Genomic DNA, 19,030 nt, shown 5'->3' with positions numbered 1-19,030 from the left:
CTTTGTCGAAGTAAATAACTTGATATAACTAAAATATGAAGAAAATCATTATTGCCATTATTGCTCTTATCTTTACAACATCAACATCGGCCCATAAAGACTTTTATACTATAATTGTCTCTCTTGATGGTTGTCGATGGGATTATCCGGAATGGTATGACACACCTTTTTTGAACTACATGGCAGAGAAAGGCGTCAAATCAGGATTAATTCCCTCCTATCCCTCAAAAACATTTCCTAATCATTATACGTTAGCAACAGGCCTCTATCCCGATCATCATGGCATCATAGCAAACTCTTTTATTAATAGAAAAGATGGAGTCGTCTTTTCTCTTGGCAATCCTAAGACAAAGGTTGATAGCAGATTCTATGGAGGGGAGCCCATATGGGTTACTGCCAAGAAACAAGGCAAACGAGTATTCACGTATCATTGGCCGGGAAGCGATGTCAAGATAAAGAATCAATATCCCGATGTTTGGTTCAACTACAACAAGCACCATCTGACGGTGAGCGAACGCATCACATTGGCCTCGCAAGCCATCAATGGAGCGAACGCGCCCGAGCTCATCATGATTTACTTTGAAGAGCCCGACCACCAAGGCCACAACTACGGTCCACAAGACCCGCAGACGAAGAATGCACTGCGAAACATGGACGCACAACTTTCCGAACTATGGCAAAACATACAGCAGGGGCCGCGCAAAGACAGCGTGAACCTCATCATCGTTTCCGACCATGGAATGACATTGGTAAGTCCGGAACGGAAAATTGAATGCAAAAAATACCTCAACCCCAAATGGTATGAACGCATCGAAGGTAACCTTCCGGCACAGATTTACTGCAAGAAAGGCTACGTCGATTCCGTCTATAATGCGCTCAAAGACCTCCAGCATCAGCGTGTGTGGAAGAAGCAGGATGTGCCCGCTTATCTTCATTATGGCACACATGAAAACATCGGAGATGTCATTGTCGACCCACAAGAAGGCTGGTTGGTGACCGATGGAACCGTGAATAGAGGTGGAATGCACGGCTATGACCCTACATATAGCGACATGCAAGCCGTATTTCGGGCGATAGGACCGAGCTTCAAGCATATCGACTATCCTCATTTCCGGAATGTCAATGTCTATACTCTCCTATGCCATCTCATCGGTATAACTCCGGCTCCCAATGATGGAAATTACATGGAAGTAAGTCCGATACTTAAGTAGTCGCCTAAAGACTCAACCTGCAAGTGTAATACTCAACAGCTCCTTTCTGTCATGAACCGCGCGTGTCTGTGAAACAACTATCCAGTGTCAACCTGCGTGCAATCGCTCGGCAAATTCGCTTCCGTTGTCTTGCGATGCTCTCGCATGCAGGGTATGAGCAGCCTCCACATGGTCTTGGTCGACGGCATAACTTGCGCTTTTTCATGATGAGGAAGTTCGTGCTGCGCTCTACCCTATGTGCGTTCGATATAAGCCCCATGGAGAAAAACAGGAAAAACTTCGTCTCTGAAGCATCGGATTAGCGGAAAACGAAAAAAGAACGCCCGTCCGACGGCTCGGAAGATAGTAAAATGTAAAGAGAAAGTTCGTCTTCCATGGAAGAAGATAAAAAATGTAAAGGGAAAGTTTTTCTTGCAAACGTCAAAACATAACAGGTGTTAGATGCCCCGCTGGGGCAAACGTTAAACCGAAAGGAAAGTTAAATGCCCGGCTGGAGCAAACGTCAAACCAAAAGGAAAGTTAAATGCCCGGCCGGAGCAAACGTCAAACCAAAAGGAAAGTTAAATGCCCCACTGGGGCTGCCCGTGGACGATGATAAAAAATGTAAAAAGAAACTGTCGTTCGATGCCGTAGCGCTATCGGGTGGGTTCTTTTATCCCGAGCTGCGCTCTACCATCGTGAGGATGGTATGGCTGTCCTTGTCGAGAATCAAGTCCATCTCCCAATCTCCAAACCGTCTGCCGTCAGCCTCCTTTGGACGTTCGTGTATGCTGTCTCTGATGCTCGGGGCCGAGGGCTTATGCCTGCACAGGGGCTGTTCATCTTATGGAGGCTGTTCGGGGCAAGAACCTCCGCTTCCAACATGGAGGTCAACTCTTGCTACCACCCATTAAAAATAGGGCTTCTGTCTTGAATGTTTAGGAATAACTCCTTTCTAAAGGCCGACTAATTAGATGAGTCTCGCCTCATGCCGGGCGGCCATTCTGCAACAGGTGTCTGCATTGACTTTTGTCAAGAAATTGCAGTAACAAACCATTTTCTCACACGAAATCCTTGCTCGAACGAAAAAACCGAGTTAACTTTGCAGACGTAATTAGGATAACAAGCGAACAAGTACGCATTAAACATTTGAGAAAAAATAAAAAGAAAATGGAAAGGATAACTATGACAATTAAGAAAATCGTAATGATGATAGTTCGGGCCTACAAGCATTCTATGAATGACTACGGTGAGGCCTTGTTAAATGGTAGGGGTTACACCTGTGCATAGACATCGAACAAGAATTAAATTCAGGCCGATTGGTTCTCGCCAATCGGCCTTTTTTGTAGTCTTGGGCCTAATACCGTTGGAGTATGGACTAAATGTCGGCTCAGTAAATTTTATTTTTCCTTAGGAAGGATATTAGGACCTCCTCCGGCTCAAAGGAAAGACTCACCTCAAGTTTCCCTCCCCTTGAGAGGGGTAGGGCGAGTGTTATTTGAGGGACGGAGTGGGTGTTTGGGGAATTCGGGGCTCCCCTCCTTTAGAGAGGGTGGGGGAGCTTCCTTTCTGTCATCGTATTGCTCCAACTTTTAAGGCAGCCACGCTTTCGTTGCCAACGGTATAGTCGCCCTTAGTGGGGTCCTTATACTGTGGGTTGCTTCCGTTCCTGCCCGATGTGTCGCCATTCCAAAAGAACTTATTGGCGGGGTCTGAGGGCGCGAAAAGGCTCGCGTTGTTGCAGTTATAGTAGTAGTTGTTGGTGTATTGCGGTGTAGAGGTCGTAGCCTGATTAGTATAAACGGCTTGCGTGTTACTGAAGATGTTGCCTGCCACTTTGATTTGCTGTCCGCCTTTCTTTCCATTGAATCGCACGTAGAGAATGCGCTTTCCGGAGGTTCCGTTCATACAGTGGTCGATGGTGTTGTTTGTTAAGGAAATTTGGGGCACGGGGTTAGAGAAGCTTTTTGCTGCATCGTCATAGCGGATGAAGTCACGTTCGGTGGCACAGTTGTAGATGATGTTATTGTCGATGGTAAGCGTTTTAATGTAACCCTTACGGCAGTCGAAGAGGTCGCCCCCATCGCACACCACGTCATGTATGGAGGAGTTTCTGATGGTGACGGCTTCGACGGTAGCTGCGACGTTGATATAGCAGAAGCCTTTAAGGACGGTTCCGCCGGTTTGTGCACCGTAGAACTCGCAGTTGTTAATGTCGAGCGGTGCATAAGTTGTGGCGGTCTTATAGTTAAAGAACTGGTCGTTCGTGGCGTTAGTTGTACCGTCTACGATGACGTTCTTCATCGTCAGTCCAGCTCCGTCTTCCAGCTGGAAGCGTCCCTGTATCTTGGGCTTTGCTGTTGGATAGATACCCTTGATGGTGATACTCTTGTTGACGACCGCAGCTCCCGCTCCTTCGTTTCCTGCACCTGCACTGATTTTGTAGGTGCCGTTATAGAGGGCGAAGACTTGTCCTTGCGTTGCTTTCTCGAGCATCTCGCTGAAGTTGTCAGTAGAGCGAACAATAGTGGCTCCCGACAGGTCGGCAATAGTCTTGAAGGTCTTCGAGCCTCGCTCTTTACCGTTCTTATAGAGTTTGAGGGTATATTCCGTTTCGGGTTGCAGACCGGTGACGCGTGCTCGCCCGTTGCTTTTATCGTCGGCAGTGAGGGTATATTCCGTTGCTTTCTTTCCGCTGTTCTTGTTGAAGACGATGATTTGATCGGCTTCTTCTGTTGCGGGCCAGTGGGCAATTACGTCTTTGTCGCCCGTGTCCTCAAGAGAGAAAGCCGTGAGAATCTGTTGTGCGGCGGTGCGGAAGTAAATGCCTGTCCACTTGGAGTTTCGGGCGGCGTCGGTTGCATCGAGTACCATCACGCGAGCTGAATATTTAGTGTCGTAGACAAGGCTTTTCAAGGCGAGCGCAGGGTCATTTACCTTTGTCGTGATGACTGGTTTTCCCTTGAAGTCGAGACTGTCGTCGGCGTAGACCTCGACTTGGTAGGCCTTGGCACCGGTGGTTGCCGTCCAAGTCAGCGTGGCACCGTTTTCCCCAATATTCTTTACTTCGAGTCCTATAGGCGAGAAGTTTCTCTCGAAAGTGATGTCATGGATTTCTTCCATGGGGTTCCCGCATGATACAAGGCCTATAGCGAGGCCCAGCATGCAAGTTGCGGCGATATGATTTGTTTTCATGTTTGTTCTTATTCGTTAGTTAGATGATTGTCCGTAGTTGCCGTTGTTGTTCAACAATCCGTTGCTTTTGTCGATGAAGGTCTGCCAAATGGGCCAGAGACAGTGAGTGCTGGGCTTCACAGCATAGAGTCCGCCGATATAGTCATCGGTGAGTATGTTGAGGCCCGTCTTGCTGTCAACGAACCAGTTTTTCGAGGTCCAACCCTCGGCCTTCAGTCGTTTAATTACGGTGTCGTCGTCCTCCCCCTTGTCAAGTCCATAGATTTTGATGTTTGTGGCATCCGTCGTTCCGTTGATATAGACCTTGTCGGGCAGGCCTGCGTATTGTCCTGTTCTGTTGGCAAGGGCCGCAAGTTTCTCCGTTTCTTCCTTCATCTTGCTATCGATGATGCCCCAACGGATCAAGTCGGCCTTGCGCAGCGATTCGCCTGCAAACTCCAATGCCCTTTGCTCGACGATGCCATCGAAGAAAGCTTGACGGCTTGCCGTGTATTTGGTCTTGAGGGCAGCGACCTTGCTTGCGGGGAGCACCCGCGCGAGCACAGGTTCCATGTAGGTCCATGCTTTGGAAGTGTTACCGAGGGCGTTCTCGGCCTCTGCTGCCATTAGGAAAACATCGGCAAGGCGCATGTACTGCCAATTGATGCCATCATCGTTGGTGGAGGTGACCTTTCGTTTCATCCATTCGTAGCGCAGCTTTCCGAAGCACCACTTGTTGACAGCCCTTAGCTGTACGTAAGCGTTTCCCTTGCTATCGAGGTCTTTGCTCCAATCGTATGGAACACAGGTGATGTCTCGGCGCGCGTCTTCGGGATCGTAGTCATAGTAGAGGGTCGGTGTGGGGCCATTGACACCGCCTTGCGCCTGTCCCGTGTACTGGTCTTTGCTGTTATGCTTCACACCTAAGGTATAGAGAACACGCCCGCGCCCGTCCGAGAACGGTATCTCCCAAAGACTTTCACCGCCGGCAGTCACATTGTCTTCACAGAGTTTGATGAAGTTCTCCTTGAACGAGCCGAGTTCGTTACGCTTGGCGTCGATGATGGCTTCACATTCTTCTTTGACGATCCTGTACATCTTCTCTGGTGTCAGCTCGGGGTCTTTGGAAAGGCGATAACCGTCGCCCCGCAGTCCGTAGCCTCCGGCGTAAAGGGCAATGCGCGCACGTAGGGCCTTAACGAAGCTCTTGCTGACGCGTTCCGTTGTCTTCGTGATGGCGTTTTGATTGGGCCAGTAGCAGTAGTTGCTGGCCTCTTTGAGATCTGACAGGAGCACCTTGTAGATGGAATCACGGTTGGTACGCGGCAGATAAATATTGTCGTTGTTGTTGGGCTTGAACCGTGCCGGAACATCTCCCCATGCCTTTGTGAGGTCAGTGTAGATGACGGCCCTTAACGTTAGTGCCTCTCCTAAAAGCTGAGCCATATCGGGGTTGTTCTTAACGTTTCCGTATTTCCTTAAGCCTTCGATGGCGAGGTTTGCCCGTTCAATACCTTCGTAGAACTTGCCATAGGCATTGTTGTCTGTGTTCATCTGCGGGTTGTTTGCCGAAGTATCGTAGTTCCAGAGTGCTTGTTTCTCGTTATTGGCGTTGGCCTTGGAAGGTTGTGTTCCGCTTCCCACCTCGACATCGCTGTTCAGCCCGTAATAGGGAAGGAAGCGCCCTCGGTAGGAGTTTGTCTCTCCGAAGGAAACGTTGACCGACATGAGTTCGGCTTCCGCCAAAGAGTAGGTCGAAAAGGTTGTGGATTCATCAAGCGAAGACTTCGTGGGCGCATCCACATCACAGGAGCTTAGTGTTACTCCTGCAATTATAACCGATAGTAATGTGTCGTTTATATATTTTTTCATAATAATATTCAATTTAGAAGTTTAGATTCAAACCAATAACAAATGAACGACTCTTCGGATATGCCGAATAGTCAACACCAGGTGTCAGTGCAGTCTTCTTGACGGTGTCCGACTCGGGATCGAAACCCGAATAGCCAGTTAAGGTGAAGAGGTTATATCCAGTGCAATAAAGTCGAAGACTATTAATACCAACACGGCGTGTCAATTCCTTTGGAAGCGTATAGCCCAAGGTTAAAGTGTTGAGACGAAGGAAAGAAGCATCTTCGATAGCCCAGTCCGTCAACACCATCTTGCCCATATAAGGAGACCACATGGTAGTATTTTCGTTGAGTTGGGCAAGGCGTACAGGGTCATTGCTCAAGAGACCTGTTTTGGGATCGAGGTTGGTCCACCGCTTACCGTCTGCCATTGCATCAATCATGTTACGATAGATGTATTTACCGGTTGTGGTGTATTCAATCTTATTGGCATTGTATTCTTGATTGCCGATTGAATAATTGAACTGAGCGCCTAAATCAAATCCGTAAGCACGAGCATTAATATTGAAGCCACCATAACAGTCGGGAGCTACATCACCGATTTTAGTTTTATCGTTGGCTGTGATTTTATGATCGCCGTCTTGATCTTTGAGCTTTAAAGATCCTGGACGAACCTTTCCTATTACGGCCGTCGCATCGTCAACCCCATCTTTCAGTGTCCATGTATCTGTTGCAGCATTATAGCCGGTGAAGTCAGAAACCTCATATCGACCAGCATTCTGGTAGCCGACGATTTCTCCAACATGGCCTCCGACAGCAACAATGTATTCGGGATCAATCTCACTTGATGCCCAATGCGTCTCTTGATAGAAGTTGTTGATTCCAAGTTGTTTGATTTTACTCTTGTTAAAGTTGATATTTCCACTTAGGTCAATGCCCCAGTTCTTTTTGTCTATAACATGCCATGTAAACGTTGCTTCAAAACCTTGGTTCTGTGTCTTGCCCAAGTTACGGTACTGCGCCTCATAACCTGTACCTGAAACAGGAAAAGCTATTAGCAAGTCTTTTGTCGTATTCTTATAGAATTCAAAACTTCCATTCAGTTTACCGCGGAGAAGCGTCCAGTCTACACCGATGTTACGTGTAATTGTAGTTTCCCATTTCAAATTAGGGTTAGCCATGTAGCTGGAAGGTCTCAATGGATTTGAGAACCCATTTACCCATGTACGTTGAGATGAAGTTGCATCATAGGGCATATACTCTTGAATGAGCTGTCCGGATAGAATATTATTGTTACCGGCAGTACCCAAACTGAAACGTAATTTCAAATCATCTATCCAGTTCTTTGTACCTTCCATAAACTTCTCGCTTGTGACACGCCAAGCCAAAGCTGCAGAAGGGAAATAGCCCCATCTGTTATTTTTCGAGAATTTAGACGATGCATCAGCACGGAATGTGAAACTAGCAAGATACTTATCTTTATACGAGTAGTTCGCACGAGTGAAGAAAGAAAGCAACTTGTCATCGGGATTGTAGAAATCACTTGTACCCGAGGCAGTTCCTTGTGATGACAGTCTCCATGCAGTATCTGCATCATAAGAAGTTGGGAAGCCCACAACCTGATTGAGGTTGTCATGCTCTTTCGTGATGAGATATTCATGCCCCAGCAACATATTCAAACTATGATTCTTGTTTTTGATGATATTCTTGAAATCATAGTTGATTGTATTCGTGTTACGAAAAGTTTCACGGACGTCATTGTCGAGGCTAATCAACGGATGGTTGGCAAAAGCTTGATCTGCATAATTTCTGGCTTGATAAGAAGTCAATCCAAAGAAGCGTTGGTCATACATCGTATAATAATCATAACCGAATTCGGTTTTCAATGTGAGGTTCTTGTATACTTCCCAACCAAACGCACCAGCAATATTCAGGTTCTTGTTTTGCTTCTTTCTGTCATTGTCGGCAGCAGAGGTAATCGGGTCATAGATGTTCATGTCGCTATCATCAAATGACGTGTTGGCTTCGTCGAGTCCTTTTAAAGGAATTACCGGATAGATGACGGCATCTTTCAAACGCTTGTCAGTGTTGTAGACCCCCTTGGAATCATTTGCCCCTCCACCTCGCACATCAGTATCGCTAAAGCGGGCCTGCAGGTCGAATGTCGTTATTTTTGAAGGTTTGGTGTTTAGTTTCAGGCTGAAGTTATCACGTTTGAAACTTGATCCAACCATGATAGCTTTGTCATAGATGTGTGCATAGCTGAAAGAATACTTGACATTATCCGTTCCACCTGTAACGCTCAAGTTGTGGTTGTAGGTATGACCTGTACGGCCGTATGTCATATCCTGCCAATCGTTACCTTTTACATTATTATATAAGTCCAGGTCCTGATAGTTGCCGAAATAGTCAGTGTAGGAACTTATTTTATTAGGATCGTTATTGTTTTTCAGCAGTGCAAGCTCATATTGCCACTTGGCATAGTCACCGGGAGAAAGCACATTCATCTTCTTTGCGATTTTCTTCCAGCTATAATATGTGTTGTAGCTTACATTCACTTTGCCTACCTTACCGCTTTTTGTTGTAACAAGAATTACACCGTTCGCACCGCGGCTACCATAGATAGCCGTTGAAGAAGCATCTTTCAAAACCGTAATGTCATCAATGTCTGTAGCCGGAATATTGCTGATGTCATCAACTGGAAAACCGTCTACAATGAATAACGGGTCATTACTCTGCGTAATGGAACCACCACCTCGTACGCGGATTCTCACTGTGGCATCGGGAGAACCTTCGGAAGTGCTGACTTGCACACCGGCCAACTTACCTGTCAGTGCCTCGGAAGCCGATGCTACGGGAACGGCGGCAAGGGCCTCATTGCTGACTGTTGCAACAGAACCAGTGATGTCTTTACGCTTTACCGAACCATAACCAATGACAATAACGTCGTTCAAACTGGTGGCGGCATCTTCAAGAGTTACATGAAGCATGCTCTTACCTGCGGCATCAATGGTTTGTGTCTTCATACCGATGTATGATACCGTTATCTTTTTGCCGTTTCCTTTAAGGTTTAACGTAAAGTTCCCATCAAGGTCGGTGACAACTCCGTTACCTTGCATTCCTTGTTCCATCACCGTAGCTCCGATGACAGGTTCTCCGGAACTATCTTTGACGGTTCCTTTGATTGTCTGTGCAGAAAGGTCTCCTACAAGTAGTAGGAGAAAGCCAATAAGCACAATTCGAAATCGATTTAAATTAATAGACATAAATTTCTGATTTGTTAGATTAGTATAGTTTCACAGGGGCAAAAGTAATAAAATATTTGATAGTCTGCAATTTTAATTGAAAATATTTATTGCAAATGACACAAAATCTTCTGTCGTTTTTTCTTTTGTTAGTTTTCTTCCTTCAGGATTTATATTGTTTCTTTATGAATAACAGATGTCTCGATAGCTTTATAAACACTTTCTTCTATAGTGTAATAGTCTCATTTCCGTATGGAATTCTCATTACGACTGATAGCCGAATAGAGTCGATATGTTGTGTGTGAAATGTTAAAAAAATGATTTTTCCTTAAAGAAATTTGCTTTTTTCATTTATAAGGTATATATTTGTCACATATTTTTTGATGATTTAGAGCTTTTCTAAATCACTCTCGAGGTTGGAAGCTTCCTGCTCCAACCTCTTTTTTGTCCAAAAAATTTGGCTGTAAGAGAATTTACTCTTATCTTTGCATAGGATAGACTGCATGCAGCAAGTTGAAAATCGACTTTTATCATGCTTGTTCATGTTATCTATAATTAAAGAAAATATTAAACATAATAATAAAGAACGCCTATAGAAACAGTTTTACTTCGAATTAAATATTTTATAAAGAATGGAAGATTTGAGTGTAATGACTGATGAAGCGTTGGCCATGAGTTATGCCAACGGTAATAATCGGGCGTTTGACGAACTGTTATCGCGTAATCAATCCAAGTTGTTTTCTTATATTCTTTTCGTGGTTCGTAATCGCGAGGTTGCTGACGATGTCTTTCAAGAGACTTTCGTTAAAGTAATAACGCGACTGCAACAAGGAAGATATTCACCGAGTGGTAAGTTTGGTGCATGGCTTGTGCGCATAGCCCATAATATCATTATGGACCTTTATCGCAGTCAGAAGGTACAAAAGATCATCGATACTTCTTCTGATAATGATTTGTCAAACATCGGCGAAGAGAGCCTTCTATCACTTGATATCGAAAGCAAGTATGTCAATACCCAAGTGCTCAGAGATGTCAGAAAGATGATGAATTTGTTGCCGGCTTCTCAACGTGAGGTTGTATATATGCGTTTCTATCAGCAACTTTCGTTCAAAGAGATTGCCGATATGACCAATGTAAGCATCAATACAAGCCTTGGACGTATGCGTTATGCCATTCTGAACCTTCGCAGAATGGCAAAAGAGCATCATATCACCTTGCAGCTGACTTAAAGTTTCTTTAATGCTTGAATGGTAGAGCAGGGGTCGGTGCTCTTGAACACATAGCTACCGCTGACCAAAACGTCCACTCCGGCCTTCACCAATCGTGGTGCGGTCTCTGCCTGCACGCCTCCGTCTACCTCAATGAGCGTATGTGTCTCGGCTTCACTGATCATATTGCGTAACCGTTCTACTTTCCGAATGGTGTTCTCAATGAATTTCTGCCCGCCAAATCCGGGGTTCACGCTCATCAACAGCACCATATCTACATCACGAATGATGTCTTCGAGCACACAAACGGGCGTTGCGGGATTCAATGTTACGCCTGCTTTCATGCCCGCAGCATGGATTTCTTGGATCGTTCGGTGCAGGTGTGTGCAGGCTTCATAATGTACATTCATCATCATGGTGCCCAATCGAGCCGTCTGTTCAATGTAGCGTTCGGGGTGAACAATCATGAAATGCACGTCTAAAGGCTTTGTACAAACCTTGCTGACGGCTTCGAGTATGGGGAAGCCAAACGAGATGTTAGGAACGAAAACACCGTCCATAACGTCTAAATGCAACCAATCCGCCTCGCTGTTATTGATCATTTCGATTTCGTCTTTCAAGTTCAGAAAGTCGGCAGCCAACAACGATGGCGATATTATTGTCTTCATCTATAGCTGTTTTAGAGATTAATTCAGACAGAACGCCTCGTTTTTTCCATTTATTTTTATAGCCCGATAGGTGTAAGCTATTTGCCGAATCATCTTCAAAGTCTTTTCAGATGGGCGTACTTCTTTAGGTGTAAAATACTTCATAGGCATTCTGTTTATGGTTGTTTTTACCTTATAAACGTTGCATGTTTCTTTATATTGTATATGTTTTCTGTCTATTTTGCGACGTGGTTTGCCTCGGTTTATAAAAAAAGTTCTATCTTTGTCCTTTCAATATAGGGTCGACATGAAGTGTAAACTACGGATTTATCTGTTTATGGCATTCGCTTTTTCACTCATTCATACAGTTTGTGCCATGGGGAATAAGCTGGCGCAAGTCGATTTTCTAAAACAAGATACAGTAATGAAGAAACTTTTTTTGTGCTCCTCATTTTCGGATGTTGCTTCTCTTTTACCTGATTTCATGGTTTCGTTAAAGGGGAAGACGGTTGCTTTTATTCCTACTGCAAGCATTCATGAGGAATACCGTCAGTATGTGGAAGATGGGAGAGAGGCACTCAAAGCCCTTGGAATGGTGGTGGAAGACTTAGAGATAACGCGTTGTGGTATGGAAAAAGTGGCTCAAGTCTTGCAAGATTGCGATTGCATCTATATCTCCGGAGGAAACACTTTCTTCCTGATGCAAGAGCTAAGGAGGACGGGAACCGATAAACTTATAGCTGAACAAGTAAAGAAAGGCAAGCCTTGCATCGGGGAATCTGCAGGCGCAATGATTTTCTCTCCCAATATCGAATATGCTAAAGATATGGACGATCATCTCTCAAACACGTCGAATTTCGTCGATTTCACAGGTCTTGGCATCGTTGATTTCTATCCCGTCGTGCATTTTAATAGTTTCCCCTTTGAGGAAGAGACGCAGTTAATAATGAAAAAGAACAGCAGTTTGTCATTGCTGCCTATCAGTAATATGCAGGCAATCACGGTCTTGGGTGACAGTATTTTCGTGCGTACCAAGGAATGAAAACGATAGAAGTCAACTGAAATACGACAAAACATGAAAGCGAAAAAGCCTTTTCTGATTGAAGTATGCGGTATGCGTGACGCTGAAAACATACGCCAGCTGGAAGCCTTGGACATTGATATGATGGGCTTTGACTTCCGTCCTGACTCTCCACGCTATGTGCAAATGATATCTAGTTTGGCCGGAATCATTCCAGACTATAGTATAGACCGTTATCGAAAGCAGGCCGGAAAGACCGCCGGGCAACCAGAGTTCCGTCGTATAAAGCGCGTGGGAGTCTTTGCAGATGACATGCCGCAGAACATCATCACGCGCATCTATAACTACGAACTTGATTATGTGCAGTTGCAAGGAGAGGAGAGTCCGCTGATGATAGACAATCTTCGGCGGACGGTTGACCCCGATATCCGTGCGGGAATTAAGATAATCAAGTGCATTAAGGTCTCTTCTGTCAGTGATTTTGGGCAATGTAAGGCCTATGAAGGGCATGCTGACTTATTGTTGTTTGATATGCGACGCGAGAAAACTAAAGATAAAGAGACTCAATTTGACGGGGCTCTTTTGCAGGCTTATCATGGCGAGACCCCTTTCTTGTTGAGCGGAGATATCGGTCCCGATGATGTGGACGGCCTGCGCATGTTCAATCATTTGAAATGTGTCGGTATTAACGTCAATAAACGGTTCGAAGTGGCTCCGGCAGTGAAAGATATCGTCCTGCTCAAGACGTTCGTTTCTCAGGTCAATGCCGGCAGATAAGGAGGTGGTTGGTCATTAGTCGCCGATATGTCTGGGCCATTCTTTTAGCCCGTCTTCCGTTTTTAAATGGATAGGTTCTCAAGGCTGTTTCGCTTATCAATAGAGAACGTTCGGTGATATCAGCCAGATTGCGACCTAATATCAGCCATATTGGCATGCAAAATGGGCCATATTACCGCACGAAATGGCAGAGATGAGCTTGTAAAATGGCTGAGATTACATTGCTGGACACATGCGTTTGATTTTCAGCTTGTTATATTTTGTTTTAAGAAAAATATTCATAAATTTGTATTTCTCATTAAAATAGTCTACCTTTGTATAATTATATGTGAGTTTTTGTTCTCATGGTGTTTAGGATATTTGAAAAAATGGCTGCGATTTCCCAATATGATTCTATTGCGGAAATGGTTGGTGCAGAATTAATGCGACTTTGGTTAGTGGCGTTGCGCTTGATTTTTGATGGCGTGAGGGGTGTTTCGCCTTTGCCGGTTCCTCCTTTTGAAGTTTCATCTTTGTCGGTCTTCAAACCGAGGTGTCCTAAATTCGCAGTGTGATGACTTACAGATTATGGTGTATTTGTTTTGATAAAGATATAAAAAAACATGGCAGAAAAACGGATTTTATTGTGCTTGGCCCACATGAGTGGGGCGGAAATGAAGTATGTTCAAGAGGCTTTTGATACGAATTGGGTTGTTCCTCTTGGACCAAATGTAACGGGTTTTGAGAAAGATTTGGAAGCGTTTGTGGGTCAGCAAAAGCATGTTGTCGCCTTGTCTTCAGGAACAGCTGCCGTACATTTAGCTTTGGTGGCTTGCGGTGTCAAGGCCGGTGACGAGGTAATCGTGCAGTCGTTTACGTTTTGTGCCTCTTCTCATCCAGTCACTTATTTGGGAGCAAAGCCCGTGTTTGTTGATTCAGAACGCGACACGTGGAATATGTCTCCTGAATTGCTGGAAGAAGCCATCAAGGACAGGATTGCAAAGACCGGACATAAGCCCAAAGCAATCATTCCCGTCTACCTTTATGGCATGCCGGCAAGGATAGATGAGATCATGGCCATAGCCAATCGTTATGACATCCCTGTCATTGAAGATGCTGCCGAGGGCTTTGGTTCGCGCTATGACGGTAGGGTTGTCGGTACATTTGGCCGTTATGGTGTGCTGAGTTTCAATGGTAATAAGATGATTACGACTTCTGGCGGCGGTGCATTGATATGTCCTGACGGAGAAAGCTACAATCGCGTGATGTATTTTGCAACGCAAGCACGCGAATCCTATCCGTATTACCAGCACACAGAAGTAGGTTATAACTACCGCATGAGTAATATTTGTGCAGGAATTGGCCGCGGACAGATGACAGTGCTTGACGCTCACATCAGCCATCACCGACACATTGCCCAGCTTTATCGCGAAGCTTTTAAGGATTTTGACGGCATCGAGTTTCATGATAATCCCGATTCTCGCACGGAAAGTAACTTCTGGTTAAACACGATAACGCTTGCATCTGATTTGAAAGTGAAAGGGCAGGAAGATGCATATAAGGCAGTTGTGAAGGGTGCCGTAGGTGGTGCTGCGGGCGTAGTGCATCAGGCTTCGACCGTTCATACGGATTGCGAACCGAACAATAATGTGGAAGCCATGCGCATCTATTTGGATAAGGCAGGCATAGAGAGTAGACCATTGTGGAAACCAATGCATAAGCAACCCGTCTATCACGATGCATCGGCCTATGTCAATGGTGTGAGCGAGGAATTGTTCCATTGTGGGCTTTGTCTGCCAAGCGGACCAATGGTCACAGACGACGATGTTGCCAAAGTAATCTGCACGATAAAGGAAGCTGTTTATTAATAAGCTAAACAAAGAATTCGTATGACGTTTTTTCAAAAGTTGGGTAATTGGTATTTTAATAAGAAGTCGTTGCCTTATTGGGCCATATTATTTATGGACATCCTGATTTGTTATCTGTCAGGAATCCTCGTCTATTGGCTTTTCTATCGTAGTGCCGTCACAACCGGTAACATCTTGATATTGAGCAAGACAATATTGTTCTATATCTGTTTCAATCTTATCGGTTTCAAAATTTTCCACACTTATTCAGGTATTATTCGCTATTCTAGTTTCATAGATTTGCGCCGTGTGGGCTATGCCATGGCATTCTCGCTGCTCATAGCCGAGGTGTTGCACTATGCTGTCTATAGCTTTGGCGTGTTCGTACCGTTCAGGGGGCGTCAACTTGTTGGTATGTATCTGCTGGCTACATTAGTCATGTGGGCAGCACGAATAGTCATCAAGTCGGTTTATGATGCTTCGTTTGCCAATGAGGGTGCGGCAAAGACCTTAATATATGGTATCAGAGACGGAGGTGTGGCTTTGGCCAAGAATATTCGTAGCGAGAAGCCTTCACGCTTCTTGTTGAAAGGTTTCATAAGCCATGATAAGGCCTATAAGTCTCATTTGCTTATGGGAGAACGTGTCTATAGAGGCGATGAGAGTTTGCGTGATGTGATTGTAAAGGAAGGTATTTCGACGGTATTGGTCTCTCCGTTGCAGAACCAACGCTTCAGAAAGGATTCCTTTTTACAGGATTTGCTGATTGATTCCGGGGTGAAAATCATGATGTTGCCCGAAACTAAGGAGTGGAAAAAAGGAATGAACGTCAACGATCTGAAGTCTGTCAGCATCAACGACCTGTTGCCGCGTAATGAAATCAACGTAGATTTGGAGTCTGTGGGAGCCATGCTCAAAGGCAAGAAAATTCTGATTACAGGTTCTGCAGGCAGCATTGGCAGTGAGATGGTACGACAGATAGCGACGTTTGCCCCCGAGGCAATGATGCTCATCGACCAAGCGGAGACCCCACAACATGATATGAAGCTGTTAATGCAAAATAAGTTCCCAAACGTGAGATGCAATGTCGTTTTGATGAGTATTTCCAATCAGGCACGAATGGAACGACTTTTCAGTGAATTCCAACCTGATTATGTTTTTCATGCGGCAGCTTATAAACATGTTCCGATGATGGAAGAGAATCCGAGTGAAAGCATTCAGAACAACATTTACGGCACAAAGGTCGTTGCAGACTTGAGTGTGAAGTACGGTGTAAAGAAGTTTGTGATGATTAGCACGGACAAAGCCGTCAATCCGACGAATGTGATGGGATGTTCCAAGCGCATTTGTGAAATCTATACGCAGGCTTTGAATGCAAAGCTTGTGAAGGAATATGAGGCAAACGGCAGTAAGGGAGAGGTTCCTACGCAGTTTGTCACGACTCGCTTCGGCAACGTATTGGGTTCGACGGGTTCTGTGATACCGTTATTTGAGAAACAAATAAAGGCTGGTGGACCCGTTACGGTGACCGATCCGAAGATAATCCGCTTCTTCATGCTGATTCCTGAGGCGTGTAAATTGGTTCTTGAGGCTGGAACGCATGGGAAAGGCGGTGAAATATTTGTGTTCGACATGGGAGAGCCCGTAAAGATTGCGGATTTGGCGCATCGCATGATACAGCTGAGTGGTGCGAAGGATGTGAAGATTGTTTATACCGGTTTGCGCCCGGGTGAGAAACTTTACGAAGAAGTGCTGAGCAACACGGAGAACACTTTACCCAGTTTCCATGAAAAGATAAGGATTGCAAAGGTCAAAGAATATGATTTTGCCAAAGTCAGTCAGGCTATAGACGCGTTGATTGAAGAGAGCAAAACCTATGATGAAATGGAGATTGTTAGGCAGATGAAGGAGATTGTTCCCGAATTCATATCGAAGAACTCCGTATTCTCTTCATTAGATGTTCCCGCTGCCGACGGTCATCGGGAATAAGTATTACTATTTGGCCGATGCCATGACAAACGAACAAATCCTTTTGAAAATACTTCGTGCCTCCCTTTGGGGAAATCCCCCGGAGGCTGGGGTGATGTCTGCAACGGATTTTCATGGGGTGATGATGCAAGCTAAGCGGCAAACTGTCGTTGGACTATTGGCGCAAGCATTGACGGACGAAGATTATCAGGTTCGTCTTCCCAAACCAGACGCAATACAGACCTTTGTCTCGCAGCAGGAAATCCGGAACAGTAATCTCAAGGTAAATCGCGCTTTGGAGGAACTTTGCGTGCTGTTGCAGGCTAACTCCATTAAATTCCTCGTTGTGAAAGGTCAATTACTGGCCCAATTCTACCCTCAACCGCTTTCGAGACAACCGGGTGATATCGATTTTTATTGCGACAGTGAGCATTTCGACAGGGCCCGAACAGTAATCCGACAGGCATGGAACGTCACTTTTCATGAGGGCGAGGAGGGCGATAATGAGCAACATGTGGCATTCGAATACAAAGGTATTCCCTTTGAATTACATTTCCGCCTGCTTAAATTTGCATCTTCATCGGTGCAACATCATTTTGACGAAATGATAAGAAAGAGCGCGCCCTACACGATTACGGTTGGGCATACCGCTGTACCGACGTTGCCTCCCGTCGAGAATCTGATTTTCACTTTTCTTCATCTCTATCATCATTTCATGGAACTCGGCATCGGACTGCGGCAGATTTGCGACATGGCCGTGCTGTTGCACCGATATTGCGAAGCGTTTGCCCACCCCGAAGAGAAAGCACGCTTGGTCGATTGGCTCAAAAAACTGGATTATTTTAATGGTTTCAATGCATTCGGGGCGATTTGTGTCGACGTTTTAGGCCTGCCTGCCGCCGAATATCCTTTCAAACTCACCAGGAGGGCGCGTTCTTATACGGCGAGCATCATGAAAGTGGTTTTTAAACGTGGGAACTTCGGCATGTATGGTCGTAAGAACAGGGTTCGATCGGGCCTTGCTTACTATGTAGAGACAATAAGTTTGAAACTGAAACATTATCTTAGATTCTTTGCTTTGTCGCGCAAAGAAAACCTTGCCGTGCTGTTTTGCGGCATTCCAAAGAAAATAACCTTGGCCCTAAAACGCTGACATTTATCGTCGATGCTTCCCCGTCATTTGTCGGGACGTTTGCTCATATTGAGCATGTAATATCTGTTTTTATGTGACATTTTCGAAGGTCGTCGATGTTAATTCAAGCTTTGAGACCTCAGCAAAACTATCAACATCAAGTTAGAAAATGGACTCGTGATAGGAAAAGACGGCAAGGATCATTCCCTCACCCTCAGTTACAAGCGGCCCGATGACGGAGAAGAAGAAGAAGAAATAATCACTGCTCCTGCGCTCCACCGAAATAAGGAAACCAAAAGGGCGCGGGGCTTCCGCCACGGCGGAAAGGGGTTGAACCGAGAAAAAACGCCTGTCTTCCATGGAAGAAATAAAAAAATGTAAAAAAGACGCTCGTCTTCCATGGAAGACGAAGGATTTTTTAACGGAAAATATTTTCTTCCACGGGAGAAACAAAAAAATGTAAAAAGAATGGTCGTCTTCCATGGAAGACAAAGGATTTTTTAACAATCACCTCTTTTCTTCCATGGAAGATGACAATAAAAGCAAGAAATAACTCTTTTCTTCCATGGAAGGCATTAAAAAAGAAACAGAAAACATTCGTCTTCCATGGAAGATGACAACGAAAATAAAAAATATCACAGAGATACGGCAGCTTGACACTGTCCGCGACGAGTTGTATCGCGCCCAGCAATTCACGGTGTGAGACCTCTGCAAAACTCCTCATATAATTTGCCTTTCTTAAATATTTTTGTACCTTTATCGTATGAAACAGAAGTTATCCTCTCCAAGTTTTGCTGACCTGTTCCTTGGACAGAGAAAGGTCAAGCAGACATTCTTTTCACAAATAAACACAGTCATTGATTGGGCACCTATTCGTGCTATAATAGAAGTGGCTTATACGAAAGGCTATAAGTCTACAGGCCGGCCCAGCTATGACAGTCTTGTTTTATTCAAGATTGAATTACTCCGTACCTGGTATGGTCTGAGTGACG

The 19,030-nt window shown here is 45.0% G+C and carries 15 protein-coding genes and 2 pseudogenes; 10 read left to right on the top strand and 7 right to left on the bottom strand.

Annotated elements, in window-relative coordinates; translation table 11 throughout:
• Nucleotides 1-35 precede the first annotated feature (35 nt).
• Nucleotides 36-1,211 carry an alkaline phosphatase family protein gene (locus H164_RS0112135; RefSeq protein ID WP_019968870.1) on the top strand — a complete coding sequence of 392 codons (1,176 nt, stop codon included), beginning with the start codon at nt 36-38 and terminating at the stop codon, nt 1,209-1,211.
• Nucleotides 1,212-1,869: 658 nt separating this feature from the next.
• Here H164_RS0112135 and H164_RS15975 read toward each other — a convergent pair.
• The 4 genes and pseudogenes from H164_RS15975 to H164_RS0112110 form a co-directional block, all read right to left on the bottom strand.
• Nucleotides 1,870-2,025: pseudogene (locus H164_RS15975) on the bottom strand (IS30 family transposase); the annotation flags it as partial.
• A gap of 737 nt (nt 2,026-2,762) precedes the next feature.
• The gene (locus tag H164_RS0112120; protein ID WP_019968867.1) at nt 2,763-4,313 is read right to left on the bottom strand and encodes a DUF4957 domain-containing protein; all 1,551 of its coding nucleotides are present in this window, start codon (nt 4,311-4,313) and stop codon (nt 2,763-2,765) included.
• An 87-nt stretch (nt 4,314-4,400) separates the two neighbouring features.
• Nucleotides 4,401-6,236 carry a RagB/SusD family nutrient uptake outer membrane protein gene (locus H164_RS0112115; protein WP_026356360.1) on the bottom strand — a complete coding sequence of 612 codons (1,836 nt, stop codon included), beginning with the start codon at nt 6,234-6,236 and terminating at the stop codon, nt 4,401-4,403.
• A gap of 13 nt (nt 6,237-6,249) precedes the next feature.
• Entirely contained in the window at nt 6,250-9,480 is a 3,231-nt protein-coding gene (locus tag H164_RS0112110) for a SusC/RagA family TonB-linked outer membrane protein (RefSeq protein ID WP_025830251.1), read from the bottom strand.
• 611 nt (nt 9,481-10,091) lie between these two features.
• Here H164_RS0112110 and H164_RS0112105 point away from each other — a divergent pair.
• Nucleotides 10,092-10,688, top strand: a complete 597-nt coding sequence (locus H164_RS0112105) for a sigma-70 family RNA polymerase sigma factor (protein ID WP_008566357.1) — start codon at nt 10,092-10,094, stop codon at nt 10,686-10,688.
• Here H164_RS0112105 and rpe read toward each other — a convergent pair.
• Together rpe and H164_RS16090 are read right to left on the bottom strand one after the other, a co-directional pair.
• A complete protein-coding gene (gene rpe / locus H164_RS0112100) occupies nt 10,685-11,335 on the bottom strand; it encodes a ribulose-phosphate 3-epimerase (RefSeq protein WP_019968863.1) in 651 nt (216 codons plus the stop codon). The two genes, H164_RS0112105 and rpe, sit on opposite strands and share 4 nt — an antisense overlap.
• Nucleotides 11,336-11,353: 18 nt before the next feature.
• Nucleotides 11,354-11,479, bottom strand: coding sequence for a hypothetical protein (locus H164_RS16090; protein ID WP_262502945.1), 126 nt, complete (start codon nt 11,477-11,479; stop codon nt 11,354-11,356).
• A 259-nt stretch (nt 11,480-11,738) separates the two neighbouring features.
• On the opposite strand from H164_RS16090, the gene H164_RS0112095 reads away from it, so the two are divergent.
• The 6 genes from H164_RS0112095 (at nt 11,739) to H164_RS0112070 (ending at nt 18,059) form a co-directional block, all read left to right on the top strand.
• A complete protein-coding gene (locus tag H164_RS0112095; RefSeq protein ID WP_081622296.1) occupies nt 11,739-12,356 on the top strand; it encodes a Type 1 glutamine amidotransferase-like domain-containing protein in 618 nt (205 codons plus the stop codon).
• Nucleotides 12,357-12,389: 33 nt separating this feature from the next.
• Entirely contained in the window at nt 12,390-13,112 is a 723-nt protein-coding gene (locus H164_RS0112090) for a phosphoribosylanthranilate isomerase (RefSeq protein ID WP_025830250.1), read from the top strand.
• Nucleotides 13,113-13,480: 368 nt separating this feature from the next.
• A complete protein-coding gene (locus H164_RS15800) occupies nt 13,481-13,666 on the top strand; it encodes a hypothetical protein (protein ID WP_155808062.1) in 186 nt (61 codons plus the stop codon).
• A 48-nt stretch (nt 13,667-13,714) separates the two neighbouring features.
• Entirely contained in the window at nt 13,715-14,959 is a 1,245-nt protein-coding gene (locus H164_RS0112080) for a DegT/DnrJ/EryC1/StrS family aminotransferase (protein WP_019968859.1), read from the top strand.
• A 21-nt stretch (nt 14,960-14,980) separates the two neighbouring features.
• The gene (locus H164_RS0112075; RefSeq protein ID WP_025830249.1) at nt 14,981-16,927 is read left to right on the top strand and encodes a polysaccharide biosynthesis protein; all 1,947 of its coding nucleotides are present in this window, start codon (nt 14,981-14,983) and stop codon (nt 16,925-16,927) included.
• Nucleotides 16,928-16,949: 22 nt separating this feature from the next.
• The gene (locus H164_RS0112070) at nt 16,950-18,059 is read left to right on the top strand and encodes a nucleotidyltransferase domain-containing protein (RefSeq protein ID WP_026356359.1); all 1,110 of its coding nucleotides are present in this window, start codon (nt 16,950-16,952) and stop codon (nt 18,057-18,059) included.
• Nucleotides 18,060-18,200: 141 nt separating this feature from the next.
• Here H164_RS0112070 and H164_RS15970 read toward each other — a convergent pair whose 3' ends face one another.
• Nucleotides 18,201-18,521 (bottom strand): hypothetical protein, encoded by a 321-nt coding sequence (locus tag H164_RS15970; RefSeq protein ID WP_019968856.1) that lies wholly within the window; start codon nt 18,519-18,521, stop codon nt 18,201-18,203.
• Nucleotides 18,522-18,603: 82 nt separating this feature from the next.
• Here H164_RS15970 and H164_RS15610 point away from each other — a divergent pair, with 82 nt between their 5' ends.
• Together H164_RS15610 and H164_RS0112055 are read left to right on the top strand one after the other, a co-directional pair.
• On the top strand, nt 18,604-18,741 hold the full coding sequence (locus H164_RS15610) for a hypothetical protein (protein ID WP_019968855.1): 138 nt from the start codon (nt 18,604-18,606) through the stop codon (nt 18,739-18,741).
• Nucleotides 18,742-18,801: 60 nt separating this feature from the next.
• A pseudogene (locus H164_RS0112055) lies at nt 18,802-19,030 on the top strand (IS5 family transposase); the annotation flags it as partial.

This window comes from Segatella maculosa DSM 19339 = JCM 15638 (assembly GCF_000382385.1).
GTDB lineage: Bacteria > Bacteroidota > Bacteroidia > Bacteroidales > Bacteroidaceae > Prevotella > Prevotella maculosa.
Note: the sequence above shows the minus strand (reverse complement) of the source record. Positions and strands in the feature narration are given on the sequence as shown.